Origin of the sequence: Paenibacillus praedii, from assembly GCF_049725345.1 — a bacterium.
Taxonomy (GTDB): Bacteria; Bacillota; Bacilli; order Paenibacillales; family Paenibacillaceae; genus Pristimantibacillus.
In genome coordinates this window covers 261,546-276,725 of the sequence record NZ_JBMWAM010000001.1, presented here as the reverse complement: position 1 = coordinate 276,725, position 15,180 = coordinate 261,546, and the positions used below count along the sequence as shown (strand labels likewise).

At 41.2% G+C, this 15,180-nt stretch carries 20 protein-coding genes; 19 read left to right on the top strand and 1 reads right to left on the bottom strand.

All coding sequences use genetic code 11. The features are described 5' to 3' along the window. Positions 1-145 precede the first annotated feature (145 nt). From yfmF to ACO9K6_RS01285, 15 genes are all read left to right on the top strand, one after another. Positions 146-1,420, top strand: a complete 1,275-nt coding sequence (yfmF, locus tag ACO9K6_RS01355) for an EF-P 5-aminopentanol modification-associated protein YfmF (protein WP_424765731.1) — start codon at positions 146-148, stop codon at positions 1,418-1,420. 3 nt (positions 1,421-1,423) lie between these two features. Next, the gene (yfmH, locus tag ACO9K6_RS01350; RefSeq protein ID WP_424765730.1) at positions 1,424-2,710 is read left to right on the top strand and encodes an EF-P 5-aminopentanol modification-associated protein YfmH; all 1,287 of its coding nucleotides are present in this window, start codon (positions 1,424-1,426) and stop codon (positions 2,708-2,710) included. Next, positions 2,707-3,453, top strand: a complete 747-nt coding sequence (gene ymfI / locus ACO9K6_RS01345; RefSeq protein ID WP_424765729.1) for an elongation factor P 5-aminopentanone reductase — start codon at positions 2,707-2,709, stop codon at positions 3,451-3,453. Before yfmH ends, ymfI begins: the two co-directional genes overlap by 4 nt. Before the next feature lie 110 nt (positions 3,454-3,563). Further along, positions 3,564-3,815 carry a DUF3243 domain-containing protein gene (locus tag ACO9K6_RS01340; RefSeq protein WP_424765728.1) on the top strand — a complete coding sequence of 84 codons (252 nt, stop codon included), beginning with the start codon at positions 3,564-3,566 and terminating at the stop codon, positions 3,813-3,815. 190 nt (positions 3,816-4,005) lie between these two features. Next, positions 4,006-4,773: a DUF3388 domain-containing protein gene (locus ACO9K6_RS01335; RefSeq protein WP_424765727.1), complete on the top strand. Its 768-nt coding sequence runs from the start codon at positions 4,006-4,008 to the stop codon at positions 4,771-4,773. Between the two features lie 18 nt (positions 4,774-4,791). Next, a complete protein-coding gene (locus ACO9K6_RS01330) occupies positions 4,792-5,712 on the top strand; it encodes a helix-turn-helix domain-containing protein (protein ID WP_424765726.1) in 921 nt (306 codons plus the stop codon). A gap of 32 nt (positions 5,713-5,744) precedes the next feature. After that, a complete protein-coding gene (locus tag ACO9K6_RS01325; protein WP_424765725.1) occupies positions 5,745-6,239 on the top strand; it encodes a YajQ family cyclic di-GMP-binding protein in 495 nt (164 codons plus the stop codon). 278 nt (positions 6,240-6,517) lie between these two features. Then, positions 6,518-7,093 carry a CDP-diacylglycerol--glycerol-3-phosphate 3-phosphatidyltransferase gene (gene pgsA, locus ACO9K6_RS01320; protein ID WP_424765724.1) on the top strand — a complete coding sequence of 192 codons (576 nt, stop codon included), beginning with the start codon at positions 6,518-6,520 and terminating at the stop codon, positions 7,091-7,093. Positions 7,094-7,184: 91 nt separating this feature from the next. Further along, positions 7,185-8,432, top strand: a complete 1,248-nt coding sequence (locus tag ACO9K6_RS01315) for a competence/damage-inducible protein A (protein ID WP_424765723.1) — start codon at positions 7,185-7,187, stop codon at positions 8,430-8,432. 264 nt (positions 8,433-8,696) lie between these two features. Next, positions 8,697-8,846, top strand: coding sequence for a hypothetical protein (locus tag ACO9K6_RS01310; protein ID WP_424765722.1), 150 nt, complete (start codon positions 8,697-8,699; stop codon positions 8,844-8,846). Positions 8,847-8,954: 108 nt separating this feature from the next. Next, positions 8,955-9,992, top strand: a complete 1,038-nt coding sequence (locus ACO9K6_RS01305) for an MBL fold metallo-hydrolase (protein ID WP_424765721.1) — start codon at positions 8,955-8,957, stop codon at positions 9,990-9,992. A gap of 23 nt (positions 9,993-10,015) precedes the next feature. Next, the gene (locus tag ACO9K6_RS01300; protein ID WP_424765720.1) at positions 10,016-10,228 is read left to right on the top strand and encodes a DUF3006 domain-containing protein; all 213 of its coding nucleotides are present in this window, start codon (positions 10,016-10,018) and stop codon (positions 10,226-10,228) included. Between the two features lie 54 nt (positions 10,229-10,282). Beyond that, the gene (locus tag ACO9K6_RS01295; protein ID WP_424765719.1) at positions 10,283-10,531 is read left to right on the top strand and encodes a hypothetical protein; all 249 of its coding nucleotides are present in this window, start codon (positions 10,283-10,285) and stop codon (positions 10,529-10,531) included. 42 nt (positions 10,532-10,573) lie between these two features. Beyond that, positions 10,574-10,930, top strand: coding sequence for a hypothetical protein (locus tag ACO9K6_RS01290; RefSeq protein WP_424765718.1), 357 nt, complete (start codon positions 10,574-10,576; stop codon positions 10,928-10,930). 38 nt (positions 10,931-10,968) lie between these two features. Further along, positions 10,969-11,286, top strand: coding sequence for a hypothetical protein (locus ACO9K6_RS01285; RefSeq protein WP_424765717.1), 318 nt, complete (start codon positions 10,969-10,971; stop codon positions 11,284-11,286). Positions 11,287-11,743: 457 nt separating this feature from the next. Here ACO9K6_RS01285 and ACO9K6_RS01280 read toward each other — a convergent pair whose 3' ends face one another. Next, positions 11,744-11,956 carry a helix-turn-helix domain-containing protein gene (locus tag ACO9K6_RS01280; protein WP_424765716.1) on the bottom strand — a complete coding sequence of 71 codons (213 nt, stop codon included), beginning with the start codon at positions 11,954-11,956 and terminating at the stop codon, positions 11,744-11,746. A gap of 170 nt (positions 11,957-12,126) precedes the next feature. Between ACO9K6_RS01280 and ACO9K6_RS01275 the strand changes: the two genes are divergently transcribed. The 4 genes from ACO9K6_RS01275 (at position 12,127) to ACO9K6_RS01260 (ending at position 15,002) form a co-directional block, all read left to right on the top strand. Further along, positions 12,127-12,375, top strand: coding sequence for a hypothetical protein (locus ACO9K6_RS01275; RefSeq protein WP_424765715.1), 249 nt, complete (start codon positions 12,127-12,129; stop codon positions 12,373-12,375). A gap of 747 nt (positions 12,376-13,122) precedes the next feature. Further along, positions 13,123-13,356: a hypothetical protein gene (locus ACO9K6_RS01270; RefSeq protein ID WP_424765714.1), complete on the top strand. Its 234-nt coding sequence runs from the start codon at positions 13,123-13,125 to the stop codon at positions 13,354-13,356. Between the two features lie 57 nt (positions 13,357-13,413). Further along, positions 13,414-13,641 (top strand): DUF5659 domain-containing protein, encoded by a 228-nt coding sequence (locus ACO9K6_RS01265; protein ID WP_424765945.1) that lies wholly within the window; start codon positions 13,414-13,416, stop codon positions 13,639-13,641. Between the two features lie 299 nt (positions 13,642-13,940). After that, positions 13,941-15,002, top strand: a complete 1,062-nt coding sequence (locus tag ACO9K6_RS01260) for a hypothetical protein (protein ID WP_424765713.1) — start codon at positions 13,941-13,943, stop codon at positions 15,000-15,002. The last annotated feature ends 178 nt before the right edge of the window (positions 15,003-15,180 follow it).

The following is a 15,180-nucleotide window of genomic DNA, read 5'->3' as shown; positions in this document are numbered from 1 at the left end:
TACGTGGTTTAGGAAAGGAAGCAGCCGATTCTGCGAAGCGCAGAATCGGTTGCTTCTTCCATTTCTTATAGGTTAGAATGGTATAGGGATTTGCTAATTGGAATAGATTTACTCTATATCGCGCCGCCAGAAAGGAGCAAGCTGAGTGACCCAATTCGAGAGAGGGCAGCTGCAGCGTATACGTCTGCATGTGCTGCCGACTAAACGCTTCAAAACGTTTGCCATTTCATTATTTGCAGGACTAACACTTGATGAAGCAACGGTAACGCCTGTTGCGCTTACGCCATTCGTGCTCCGCAGAGGTACTGCAAATACGCCTGAAACGATAACATTTCGTGAGAAGCTTGACGATTTATATGGCGCAGGCTTCGGATTTGACGTATATAAAAGAGGCGATTCTCAAATCGTCCAATTCCGGATGGATGTCATCAATGACAAATTTGTATCATCGAACACGTCTCTCCTGTCTGCTTCGTTGCATTTTTTGGGGGATGTTCTCACTGACCCGCTTGTGGACAACAACGGCTTCCGACAAAAATATGTTGATGCCGAGAAAACAACGTTAAAGAAACGCTTAGAGGCAATTGTTAATGATAAAATTCGTTATGCGGCCGAGCGTTGTCTTGAAGAGATGTGTGCAGGGGAGCCTTATCGTCTGCATCCGCTCGGAAAGCTGGAGCTAATTGACGAAATTACGCCAACAGGGTTATATAAGCATTATGAGCAGTGGCTGGAGACAGCTGCGCTAGACTTGTATGTCGTTGGCGATACATCACTGGCTGAGGTTACGCAGCTTGTGTCGGAAGCGTTTAAGCTGAAGTCAGGCACTGCTTCATCCTACACGCGTCCTGAAGTAAATCATCCAGTTAAGGACGTAAAGCTGATTACCGAGCAGATGGACGTTAGTCAAGGCAAGCTGAATATGGGACTGCGGACAGGAGTCGGCTATGATGACGAAGCCTACCCCGCTGCTCTTATGTACAATGGCATTCTGGGAGGCTACCCGCATTCGAAGCTGTTTTTGAATGTTCGTGAGAAAGAAAGCCTGGCTTATTATGCAGCATCTCGTTTGGATGGTCATAAAGGGATATGCACGATCCAATCGGGCATTGAATTCGCGAATTATGACCGTGCAGTGGCGATCATCAAAGAGCAGCTTGAAAGCATGGAGCAGGGTCAGCTTTCTGAGCTGGAAATGAATCAGACAAAAGCAATGATCTCGAATCACCTGCGAGAGCTGCAGGATTCCGCATACGAGATGATCGCTTATGATTTCAATAGTGTACTGACAGGAAAACAAAGAAGCGCAGAACAGCTTCTGGATCAGGTTCAAGCGGTTACTGAAGCGGATATCGTAAAGGTTGCAGAGCGTGTGCAGCTGGATACGATTTACTTTTTGCGTGATCGGAAGGAGGCATAACGCATGCAGACCCTTAATTATCCCAATGTACAAGAGATGTTATACAGGGAAGTGCTTGATAACGGGCTAGAGGTCATCGTGCTTCCGAAGGAAGGCTTTAACAAAACCTACGCGACCTTCTCAACAAAGTATGGCTCTGTAGATAATCGATTTTCAGTTGGAGATCAAGCTGCAGTAAAGGTGCCGGATGGAATCGCTCATTTTCTGGAGCACAAAATGTTCGAAGAGCCGACAGGTGATATTTTTGCTGTTTTTGCTTCCCAGGGTGCCTCAGCTAATGCGTTCACCAGCTTTGACCGTACCGTTTATTTGTTTTCTGCTACGGAGCAAATTAAAGCCAACCTGGAGACATTAATCAACTTTGTTCAAAATCCTTACTTTACGGATGCGAATGTCGAGAAGGAGAAAGGGATCATTGAACAGGAAATCAATATGTATCGCGACAATGCGGACTGGAGAGTTTACTTTGGACTGATTGATGCGCTTTATCATGAGCATCCGGTTCATATTGACATTGCGGGTACGGTCGAGTCGATTAGACAAATCGACAAGGAGACCTTATATCAATGCTATGAGACCTTTTACCACCCTTCAAATATGCTGCTCTTTGTGGTGGGCGGTGTTGACGCACAGGAAGTATTTGAGCTTGTCCGCGCAAACCAAAGCCGCAAATCATTTGAGCCTCAAGACGAAATAAAAAGATTTTTCGATCCGGAGCCAGCCTCGGTGAAGCTTGCCCGTAAAGTCACAGCACTGCCTGTTTCCCTGCCTAAATGTATGTTGGGGTTCAAGGAAAAGCAAGTCGGTCTAACCGGTGAGGCGCTGCTGCGGCAAGAAGTGACGACCAAGCTGATGCTTGATGCCTTAATCGGACCAAGCTCAAAGCTGTATCAGCAGCTGTATGATACGGAATTGATCTCGGATGCATTCGGACATGAATACAACTCAAGCACGGGCTATGCCTTCTCCGTTATCGGCGGAGATACGCCTAATCCCGATGAGCTGATTGCTCAAATTCGGACGGCTGTGGAGGCATCATTAGTCAGCGGTATTGAACCAACAGCATTTGAACGATCCAAACGCAAAAAAATCGGCGGGTATCTTCGCATGCTGAACTCCCCAGAGGCAATTGCCGGTGAATTTACAAGATATCGCTTCCGCGACAGCAATATGTTTGATGTGCTCAATTTTTACGAAAGCTGTACGCTGGAAGATGTCAATCAACGGCTGCGCGAGCATTTCGATTTTGATCAGCTTGCCGTGTCTATTGTTGAATCACCCGTAAAATGAAGACGTTACAAGAAATGACCGTATTGATTACCGGGGGAAGCCGCGGCATCGGGGCAGCGATTGCAAAACGCTTTGCTGCGGAGGGTGTCAATATCGTCATTCATTATTTGCATTCCCACGAAATGGCGAATGAAACCGCACGTGCCTGCATGGCTCTTGGTGCGAACGTCTTGACGATCTCAGCGGATTTGCGATCTAAAGAGCAGCTTGAGCGAATGCGGGAAAAGCTGGAGAGTCATCAAATGCTGCCGGATATCCTTGTGAATAATGGCGGCATTTCGCATTACGGTATGCTGATGGATGTAACGGAGGAAGAATGGGATGACGTCATGGCAGTCAATTTGAAGGGCATGTTTCTTTGCTCTCAATTATTTATGCCGAATATGATCGCCCAAAGATATGGCCGGATCATTAACGTTTCATCAATATGGGGAATGTCCGGAGCTTCCTGTGAAGTTCTTTACTCGACGACAAAGGGCGGTATGAACGCGTTCACGAAGGCATTGGCCAAGGAGCTGGCGCAGGCTGGGGTTACCGTCAACGCGGTGGCTCCCGGCGCGGTAGACACCGAGATGATGGGTGGCTTTAATGACGAAGAGAGGGCGGCGCTGCGGCAGGAAATACCGATTGGACGATTCGGATCGACGGATGAGATTGCATCGCTCGTATATTTTCTCTCTTTGCCAGAGTCTTCCTATATTACAGGACAAGTTATAAGCCCCAATGGGGGCTGGCACACTTAAAGCTCCTGAAGGGAATACGAGTTCTAAGCTGTCTGTATAATTTAAAACGCTTTGTTGCAACATAAGGTTTGTTGATGATTCTTTTCTACACCTTTAGGAGGCGAAGGAACATGTCAACTGTCCTTTCAAATTTTGCAACTTGGAAGCATTTTTTGGCAGACCGTATTTCGCAAGCGAAAAAGATCGGAATGACGGAAGATACCATTGCGAGTCTTGCTTTCGAAATCGGCACCTTTCTCGATGAGAAGGTAGATCCGAAAAATGAGGAAGAACGGGTGCTGAAGGAGCTATGGGATGTGGGCGATGAGGCAGAGCGCAAAACGATCGCCGGCTTGATGGTTAAGCTCGTCCAAAAATCCTAACAGCTCCTCGGCGCGGTGACGACATTTTCGTCAACAGAAGCAAACGCAGGAAAGCCTCCCTTTCAGGAGGCTTTTCTGCAATGTTTCCGTTTGAGTTGCAGGATTGTGGCGAAAAATGTAGAATAATGTTTTATGATGAACATTTGCATTATTACGTTCTTCGCAATGACCAAGTAGGATGGTGACCGTGTTGGAATCAAAACAATGGTATATGGAGTATAAAATACATAAGAACCGCCCTGGCTTGCTCGGCGACATCGCGTCTTTGCTCGGGATGCTGGAAGTCAACATCATGACAATAAACGGGGTAGAGGACCGCACACGCGGGATGCTTCTGCAAACCAATGATGATGAAAAGATCGAGCTGCTCGGCAAAATGCTTCAAAAGGTTGATAATATAACGGTTAATAAACTGAGAACGCCTACAATCGTTGATATATTGGCCGTACGTCACGGCCGCTACATCGAACGCGATTCGGATGATCGCAAAACCTTTCGCTTTACCCGCGATGAGCTCGGTATTTTAGTTGATTTTTTAGGTGAAGTTTTTAAGCGTGACGGAAATCAGGTTATTGGTTTGAGAGGGATGCCGAGGGTAGGCAAAACTGAATCCATAATCGCCGGGAGCGTATGCTCGAACAAGCGGTGGACATTCGTCTCCTCTACACTTCTGCGTCAGACTGTAAGAAGTCAGCTCTCAGAGGATGAAATGCAGCCCAATAATATTTTCATTATTGACGGCATCGTAAGCACAATCCGGTCGAACGAAAAGCATTACGGCTTGCTTCAGGAAATTATGGCTATGCCTTCAACGAAGGTTATCGAGCATCCGGATATTTTCATCAAGGAGTCCCAATACGACTACAGTCATTTTGACATTATTATTGAGCTGCGAAATACACCCGACGAGGAAATTTCATATGAAACGTTCACAACAAATTATACAGACGATTTCTAACCGGAAGGAGGCTCTCCCATGTCTAATTTAGGCGAACTGCTTCGTAACGCGAGAGAAAAACAAGGCTTATCGCTTGACGATATTCAAGAATCAACTAAGATTAGAAAGCGTTACTTAGAAGCGATTGAAAGTGGAGATCATACCATCTTGCCTGGCCCATTCTATGTCCGGGCATTTGTGAAAAATTATTCAGAAGCGGTCGGGCTTGATCCCGAAGAAGTGCTGCGTTTATATCAGCATGAGGTGCCGGCACCGCCTGCTGCCGAACAAATAGCGGAGCCGGCAACGGTTCGCCCGCCGCGTCGAGTGAAGTCGCAATCCTCTGAGAGACTCGGTAAAATAGGCTTCAATGTGGTGATGTGGTCCTTCCTCATTTTGATCGTTGTTGTGGTATGGGTATTTGTCATTAACAGAGATGCAGATGAACCGAAAACAGTAGATCAAAATACGAATATTACAGATGCTTCGGAGCCGCCGGCAACGGCTACGGATGATAATACGGCTGCGGACGACGTTACACCGGATGTTAGTCCTGCAACGCCTGCGCCTACACTGCCTCCAACAACGGTCACCTTCGACAGCAAGGTTGGACGAGCGGATCAATACGTCATCGGACCGGCAGGAAATCATAAGGTCGAAATTAAAATTTCCGGGGGCAAAAGCTGGATTGAAGTCCGTGAGGGGAGCAGTACAGGGAACAAGCTGTTTTCCAGTAATGCGGATGATGGCTCAATTCAAAACTATGAGCTAACCGGAACGCTCTTTATTAACACGGGACGTGCTGATTTAACGGAAATTACTGTTGACGGTGTATTAGTTCCTGATGGCGACCGCGCGAGTCTCAAGAAGCTGCTGCTAGCTCCAGTAGAAGCAGAAGCGTCAGCTGCTGAAAATGCGGAGACTGGAGAGACGACAAACGGTCAGGCCGCATCGGAATAGAAACGAATTGGGTTAAAGGAGAGGAATCGAATATGGCTTCAGAGAATGCATTCGACATCGTGTCCAAAGTAGATATGCAGGAATTGGCTAATGCGATCAAACAAGCAGAGCGAGAGATTGAGACACGTTTTGACTTCAAAGGGAGCAAAAGCAGCATCGCATTAGAAAAAGAAGAGCTTGTTGTCGCTTCAGAAGATGAATATAAGCTGAAGAGCGTGCTGGATATTTTATTATCCAAGATGGTCAAGCGTGGCGTACCGATCAAAAATTTAGATTATGGCAAAATCGAAGGCGCTTCGGCTGGAACGGTGCGGCAGCGCATTAAGCTCAGACAGGGAATTGAACAGGATGTTTCCAAAAAGATAAACATCTTAATTCGTGATTCCAAGCTTAAAGTAAAAAGTCAAATTCAAGGTGATCAGCTAAGAGTATCGGGTAAAAGCCTTGATGATCTGCAAGCAGTTATGAAAATGCTTAGAGAAGCGGATCTCCCTGTAGAATTGCAGTTTACGAATTACCGGTCTTAAGATGGGGCTTCGTTTCATGAGAGACATGGAACGAGGCTTTTCGTTTTATGGCAATTCATGAGGCATTATTATAAGAAAGTCTGCTTTTTGACACGTGTATGACCATGTATTATACTGGGTTAGATAGGTTCGCAGAAGGATCTGGGGGATAAATAAATGACAGGGAGAACGAAGTCAGTAGCAGATACGGCTGGTACAAAGAGAATCGTTAGGAATGACAAATGTAGGGTTCGCATAACGCACACCTATGAGTTTGAACGATCCAAGGAGGGAATTGCGTGAATCTGGCGAACCGAATTACATTAGCCAGAATATTTTTAGTGCCGGTTATTATGTTTTTCCTGCTTATAAAAGTGGATTTGGGGTCGTTTAACTTTGATGACTTCTCCATTACATACAACCAAATCGCAGCGGCACTTATTTTTATTGTGGCAGCAAGCACAGATGGCTTAGATGGCTATATCGCGCGCAAGAACAAGATCGTCACCAATTTGGGCAAGCTTCTTGATCCATTAGCAGATAAGCTGCTTGTTGCAGCGGTTCTGATTTCGCTGGTCGAGATGGACAAGCTGAATGCTCTTATCGCTATTATCATTATTAGTCGTGAGTTTGCAGTAACGGGCTTGCGTCAGGTAGCTCTCCTCGAAGGCTCTGTTATGGCGGCCAGCAAATGGGGAAAATGGAAGACAGCGGTTCAAATTACGATGATTATTGCGCTCTTAATTAACAATTTCCCGTTCGCCTTCATCGACTTCCCGTTCGATGTCATTGCTAGCTGGGCAGGGGCGATCATTACCGTATACTCAGGTATCGATTATTTTGTGAAGAACAAGCATTTAATTCCGGTAGAGTAATGATTAAAGCATCTTTCCGTCAAACGGAAGGGTGCTTTTGCCTATTGGTTTCATGTAGGCATCACATTATTTGATTGAAAGGAACAATGGAATGAAAGCAGAAATCATAGCGGTTGGAACAGAACTGCTGCTCGGCCAAATCGTAAATACGAACGCGCAATATTTGTCTCAGAAGCTCGCGGCGTTAGGCGTCGATGTGTATTTCCAGACGGTTGTAGGTGATAATGCCCAGCGGCTGAGGGAAGCCATTGAAATCGGAAGAAGCCGTGCGGATTTGCTCGTGTTCACAGGTGGACTGGGACCGACTCAGGATGATCTGACGAAGGATGTGCTAGCCGATTATTTGAATCGGAAGCTTATCATTCACGAGCCGTCAATGAATAGCATTGAGCACTTGTTCAGCTCAAGAGGCATTCAGATGGTGGAAAGCAATCGTCGACAAGCCTTGATGATCGAAGGAAGCGAGCCGCTCGAGAATACGACTGGTTTGGCTGTAGGCAACGGCCTGGTTGCAGACGGTACGCTGTACATGCTGCTGCCTGGTCCGCCAAAGGAAATGAAGCCGATGATGGAAGGGGATGGAGCGGCTTGGCTGCGTTCGATACTCGGCGAGGAGCAGCCGTTATTTTCCCGGCTGCTGAAGTTTGCCGGCATTGGCGAATCGAATCTGGAAGCAAAGCTGATCGATTTAATCGATGGTCAGCTGGATCCAACCATTGCGCCCTATGCCAAGGAAGGCGAGGTAGCTATTCGCATTTCAACGAAAGCAGCCACCGCGACGGAAGCCGATCAGAAGATCGATGCGACCGTGAAAAAAATTAAAGAGAGAATAGGCGAGTTTCTGTATTCACAGCAGGATATCCCGCTCGAAGCAGAGGTTGTAGGCTTACTTAGAGCCTCACAGCGAAAGCTGGCAAGCGCGGAAAGCTGCAGCGGTGGGCTGTTTGCCGAGCTCATTACAAACGTTCCTGGAAGCAGCGGAGAGTATCTGGGCGGAGTTGTGACTTACACGAATATAATGAAACATCATCTGTTGAGCATTCCGATGACACAGCTTGAGGGTGAAGGGGCGCCAGGCGCCATTAGCGACTCCACGGCTGCTCTGATGGCGGAGCGGGTACGGGAGCTTGCTGACGCAGATTTTGGCGTGTCTCTGACTGGCGTAGCAGGTCCTGCGGAATCAGAGGGCAAGCCGGTTGGACTTGTTTATTTCGGACTAGCGGAGCGCGGCAAACCAACGGTCGTGCATACAATGCATCTTAGCGGAGGCAGAGATATGATCCGACTGCGTGCGGTCAAGGCGGGGCTGTACCGTTTATGGCTAGCGTTAAGGGATTAGAAGGCTGCAAATAAACCAAAATACAGGTTGTCAATTGTACTAGGGACCGCTATACTTGTAAATAGTTATCGGAAGAACCGTGGCGAAGATTACTTTGCTGATACAAAAGATTTATATTGTGTGGATACTAACACGAAGAAAAGAGCCTATTCAATCGCGAATGGGTTCTTTTCTATTTGTTTGTAAATATATAAAGTCAAGATTGATACTAGAACAAACGTTCGCATATAATGAAAACACCACTAAATGAGGATGGTGCTTTCAATGGCGAAAAAATTAACAGGTAACGGAATGTGGGAAAGTATCTCAAAAGCCGTAGGTGACTCTCTAAGCCATCGTAAGGAGATAAGAGTGCAATTGTACCATCCGTTAGAAGAATTGACTGTACAGGGCTTTATGGTCGATGGTGAATGATTCGCTATTAGGGATATTGAGAGTGCATCGCTTGTATAAAATTGTTTCGACAAACTGAGACATATTACCCATTCCATCGTATAATTGTTGGAAAGGGAGGAAGTATTAATGAAACGAATATTTGCATTTGCACTAATGTTTGTAATTGTCTTATCAGCAATACCTGTATATGCTGCGGTTCAGGTTAAAACTCTAAAGGTTCATTTTATCGATGTTGGACAAGGTGCATCTCAATTAATCATTGGTTCATCTGGTAAGACAATCCTTATAGATGCTGGTAACAACAGCGAAGAAAAAACGATAGTTAATTATCTCAAGAAACAGAAGATAAAGAAGATTGATATCTTAATCGGTACTCACCCAGATGCTGATCATGTAGGTGGTATGGATGCTGTTGTATCTAATTTTGCTATTGGTAAAATCTATATGCCCAAAGTAGTCTCGACAACCAAAACGTATGAAGATGTACTAACTGCCATCAAAAAGAAAAATCTTAAAGTAACAACAGCAAAAGCTGGATTAACACTTGATTGGGAAAAAGACGCAACTATTAAAATGATTGCTCCAGTTGGGACATACGATGATTCTAACGAGATGAGCGCAGTAATTAAGCTTACATATGGTAGCACATCCTTCTTGTTTATGGGTGATGCAGAATCGAAGAGTGAGAATGACATTATTAAATCAAAAGAGAATATCAAATCTGATGTACTGTTAGTAGGCCATCATGGTTCTAATTCATCTACGTCTCAAAAGTTCCTGAATGCGGTCAATCCTAAACATGCTGTTATACAAGTTGGTAACAACAGTTATGGTCATCCCACAAATGAGATAATAAAACGACTCACAGACAAGAAGACCAAGATTTATCGTAATGATAAACAAGGTACGATTATCTTCACAACGGATGGTAAGAAAATTACTACTTCACAAGCCGAGTGGAAGTCGAATGTAGTGACAACAAAGCCAACAGTTTCACAGACTCCTAAAACTACACCTAAGCCATCAGAGAAGCCACAACAAGACAATGTTGTCTATGCAAATTGTACAGCAGTTAGGGAAGCTGGGAAGGCTCCAATTCGTAAAGGAGATCCTGGTTATAGCACTAAGCTTGATCGAGATGGAGATGGAGTTGCTTGTGAGTAGTTACAAAATAGGAGTGATAGCAAATGAAAGGCATAGTTGATCGTTTTGAAGGTAAATTTGTGGTCATAGAAGTAGATGGTCAGTCTCAGGATGTTAGCAAGAATGATGTTAATTCATCCGTTAAAGTTGGAGATGTTGTTAAATTAGTCGATGGAATATGGACAACAGATAAAATTGGAACAGAAAAACGGGAAAAACAGATTAAAGAGTTAATGGAAGATGTCTGGGAAGATTGATATCTCGTAAGTGATTCAATACTATAAAAAACTGAATTTAAAGGTGGTATTGAAATGTCAAATGAAACAAACATGCAAATTTTCAAAACAGGATATCCACCTATTCGGAGCGTTGATGGATATTGGATGAATTCAGATGGTGAGATGTTTGACATTAAAGAAGACATGTCAGAAAAACAAATTAAAGCTTGCGTTGACCTTTGCAAGAAACTGCAAAAAGATAAGTCGTACTGTACTGGAGATGATACAGAGGTATATAAAATACTTCAAAGTAAAATTATCGACTTAGAGAAATATCTATAGGATATAAAACGGAGATTTAATGAGGAAGAAAGGAGAATTATTATGACCATACAACTGGGCGAAAGTGAATTAATAGGTGATATGATTAGGATGCCATTTCCTAATAATGGGTATATCTACTTTCCTGCAAAGTTTGCACATGATGCGATTCATAATAAAAAGTATTCCATATTTGTATCTAAAGGTATGATTGACGAAAATACAAGTATTTTAATGGCAACAACAGATACTGGAACAAGGACTATACTTATGGGGAATTATGATGTATTAATAAAACGGTTATTAAATATTCCATGGCGCGAGGATAGAATTAAAACTTCTGATGGGAAAATGTACAGAAAAATCGCACCTTCTTTAAAAAGTCTCGAACAAATGATAAGAGCAATAAAAGGTCAGTAAAAGATTGGTTTCATAGCAGGAAGGAGGGAGTTTTGACTGTGGCTAATATGAGTGAAGGAGAAATTGATCAGAAATATAACGAATTTATGCTTACTTCTGCCATTGTGGAGCGCAATCAAAAGGCGGATCAAAAATATTATGAAGCAATTGGTTTTCAAATAATCGCATTTATTATTGCGTTTTTTGTTTGTGGTTTTACAAACGAGTTTATTATTCCGAAAGAATCAGAAGTGGGAAGACTTGTATACTTTGGAGTAACGATGATTGCTCTGAATATTATATACTTTTCATTAAACAAAGGAAAAATGTTTTATCCTCAAATTGACGAACTAATTAAAGATGCAATTCGTAAATAAAGGACAAAAGACAATGAGAAGAATATATCGTATTGCTTATCATATGTCCAGCATTATACGGTGTAAGTTGACTTTATTGTGGTGGATATACTGAATATAATATATGTAAATATTGAGCTCCTACAATAGCTCATGATGATACCGTATAAGTAAATAAGAATCTTAGAACACCAAGGAGATGTCATCATAAAAGAAGATAAAAAGAAGCGTATACGAAATCGTATTCCGGAAGAAGAGATGCAAATTGTTGTCATGTACTCCGATAATAATCATTACAACTCAAAGGAGGAATTTAATCTAATTGTTGAGAATTGGATGGAGATGATTTTAAATAAATATGGTCATCTAGTCGAATAAAGAGTTTTTTTATGCTGATATAAGCAAAAAGAAGAAGACTCCTCGCACAAATTGTATAAGGAGTCTTTTTTGTGCTATCTATTGTTCTGACACTTCTTATTCATGTCTTTTCCTCTTCAACATATTTAATTACATCATCAATTTTACATTGAAATAATGCACATATTTTATTAATGACCTCCATCGATACATTTTCCCCTTTACTCATCTTTGCAATAGTAGAAGATGAAGCTCCTATAGCCTCACGTAGTTCTTCCTTTGTCATATCCTTTTCAACTAACAACTTGAATAACGGTTTATAACTAAAACCCATTTTTATATCCCCTTATCGGTGTTTTCTATATTATAAATCATTTCTTTAGAAAGTTAAAGAAAATCGTTGACTTAGTATTTGATATTGGTGTAGAATAACTTTAGAAAGTTAAAGAAACATACAATCAACACTCTGACAAAGGGCAGATGTTGAAAAGGAGCCGATACATAATGACTAATCAATTCATCCAATCCAACACTAACTTTGAAACACTTCTTGAAACCTGGGAAACAAACGTTCAAGACTTCCTTACTTTCGTAATCAAAGCTTGTGGAGTTGAGCAGGAATCAGAGACGTTCCAATTCCTTCACAGCAACGTTACAAACGAAAAGGAACTAAACGCATGGGTCAATGTGTTTGACGGTGATTTGGATAACGTTGTAGGAGTCACAGAAGCATATAAGGCATTGGTTCACTAGTCCTCGGAGGGACTTTAAACCGCATTAGGCTTCGAGCGTTGGCAGTCGGATTATCGGCTGTCAGGTTGCAATTTAATGGGAGGTGAACTATGAGACAAATTAGACTGCCTTACGTTCATATCGTACATTATGATATAGAATTTAACGATGAAGGAATCAGGAAAGGTAAGAGTAGGGGCAAAGCTGATGTTAAGCCAAAACTGGATTCAGTAATAGAAGAAAGCGAAATTAAGCAACTTATCAGAGAGGCTTGCGACAGGAGGACGAGCCTTGATCGTCTCATTCAGATAAGAGGTAGACTGACGCAGCTTAGACGACAAATGAGAGCCGTAAAGTCATGTCTAGCCTAGCTTCAAGGAAAATAATTGAGAGGTAAATTGACGAAGGGGTGGGTCGTTCTCTACACTGATAATAAAGGGAATAGAAACTCCACGAAAATAAAAAAAGCCACTAATAAATAGCAGCTAAAATATATTTTTGTGGAACGACAAAAAGTATTGATTTTTCAATCAATAAAATGGTAGAGTGACCGCAGGGAGTAATCTTGAATTTACTCTCTAATATTTTATTTTAAAGGAGTGTGTTGCCTATGATTTTACTTACCCAATTTTAGAGATTGGGGAATGATATATAGTTTATACATGTAAACCTTGCTTTTATAATTTATCATGCTAGCTATCTGTTGTCAATAATCTTATCACTTTTTCATATTTCATTTAATCAAACAAAACTCAGGAGGAACTATGGATGGATCAATTAACGAAAACGCAATGCCAAGTATTGGGAGTATTATATGAAAATGATAACGAGTGGTTAACGCCTAGAGAAATTCAAAAAAGATGCCAAGTCAATCTAACTCATATAGATAAAGAATTAAAGAAGTTTATGAATGGTGATCTTGTATATCAACCAACAATTGAAAGCGAGTTTCTAATATCTCCTGATGGAAAAAGCGCGTACTTGTCTCATTGTTCTAGATAATCAAAATGACATCCATCATCTACAAACTGATGGTGGGTGTCATCTCACATAAATCTAATGGAGGTTAAAACAAACTTGAATAACACAATCATTATACATAGTGTACGTATGGCTGGATGGCTAATGTTCAATGGAATAATGTACGTTCAATGCAATCAAGACTTAAACGATGCAGCTAAGAAAGTATTCGTATTCCACAATACAGTTAAAGTTAAAGCGTTAATGAGTGTATTAAGCAAAAATAATCTACTACAAAATCGTAGTACATTATTTAATGGGAAATAATCTACTACATATTTGTAGTACATTGTATCAACATCTACTACATAATCGTAGTGCATTATCAATTATCTACTACAAAAATGTAGCTGTGGTGCCAAGAACATATCTTTATAAGTATTTAGATAATTAATACTACTATAACAAGGTGATGGATGAAAAATTGACGCTTCGCTTGAGAAAAGAAAAATTCAAGTTCAAAAGATAAGAGCAGCTTAAACATGAGGAAAATTTGATATTTCTATTTTTATTTATTAGTTAGATCTATATTCAAAATTTAAAATGAAAGAAGACGATTCTATATAATGATGATCAAAATTCCGAATGATGCATTTACTATTAATGGAGATAAAAAGTTGTCTCCAGATGAAACTATAACCTTTTCATTACTGTTCAAATATCGCAATGTAGATGATGAGTTTGCAACGACAATTGATTTGATTAGTCAAATTTTGAAATTTAAAAAAGGTAACGATAGCGAGAACAAATTTTATATTAGAGATGTTGTTGTTTCTCTCCAAAACAAAGAATACATCAATTGTAATATTGATGAGTTGACAAAATATACGAATATTATCACAGGTAAGGTTATCAACCTAGAAAAGGGTTATAGCGGAATAGATAGTTCTGTTTTAGATGAGTTTTTGAATGAGGATTTAGACAGATCCAAATTGAAATTTTACATATATGCTGATGTTAATAGGTTTTCTGATGGAAACAAATTGAGCTATGACGTTATTTCATCTAAATGTAACTACTTCAATAGTATCAAAAATCACTCGGTTAGAACAATACAAGACATTATTAATGAGATAGATGGTAAATTTATTTACCGTTTTAGCGGAAGCAGGATTGAGGGGAGTCCAGAGCAAGAGGTCAATGTATATTTTTCGGATCGTTACATGACTGACGAGAAGAAGCGACTACATTCAAATCACATCAATATAAAAGTGGACAATAAAGTCAGAAGACGAAAAGATACGGAAATTATCAGAGACAATGCATTCTATAGTGATAACTTGACGGTTAAAGAGTTGAAAAATGTGCTGAAGGAATCTAGATGGGGCAAGAAGGATAAATATGGACAATATGAAAAATTGGAATATGAAGATTATTTTGTTTATCGATTAGCAAAAGACGAGCATGTAGCAACAACCTTCGTAAAAAAATGCGAGTTAAAAATTGAGTCGATGAATGATGATCCTGAATGTAAATATGATTTAGATACATGGGAACGTGAGTATTTGCAAGACTCATATCAGTTGGAGATTGTTGATGATGATCAGTACAAACAACAGGTAGAGTTAGATGTTCAAAGTGGTGTGGTTGAAGATGATTATGATTATGAGGAATTGCCGTTCGGTTAAGAGAAGGCAACGTAAATCCTTTGAAACTTGCCAAATGTGCTGTTGAATTGGAGTGAATCACAGAATCAAGAGTAATGTTGAAACAAAAGAAAAAAGGAAAAGGTATATTGGATAGTAATCATGATCACATATCAAGAACAACTTACCTAAAAATCAAAGTAAAGCCAATATATTAATC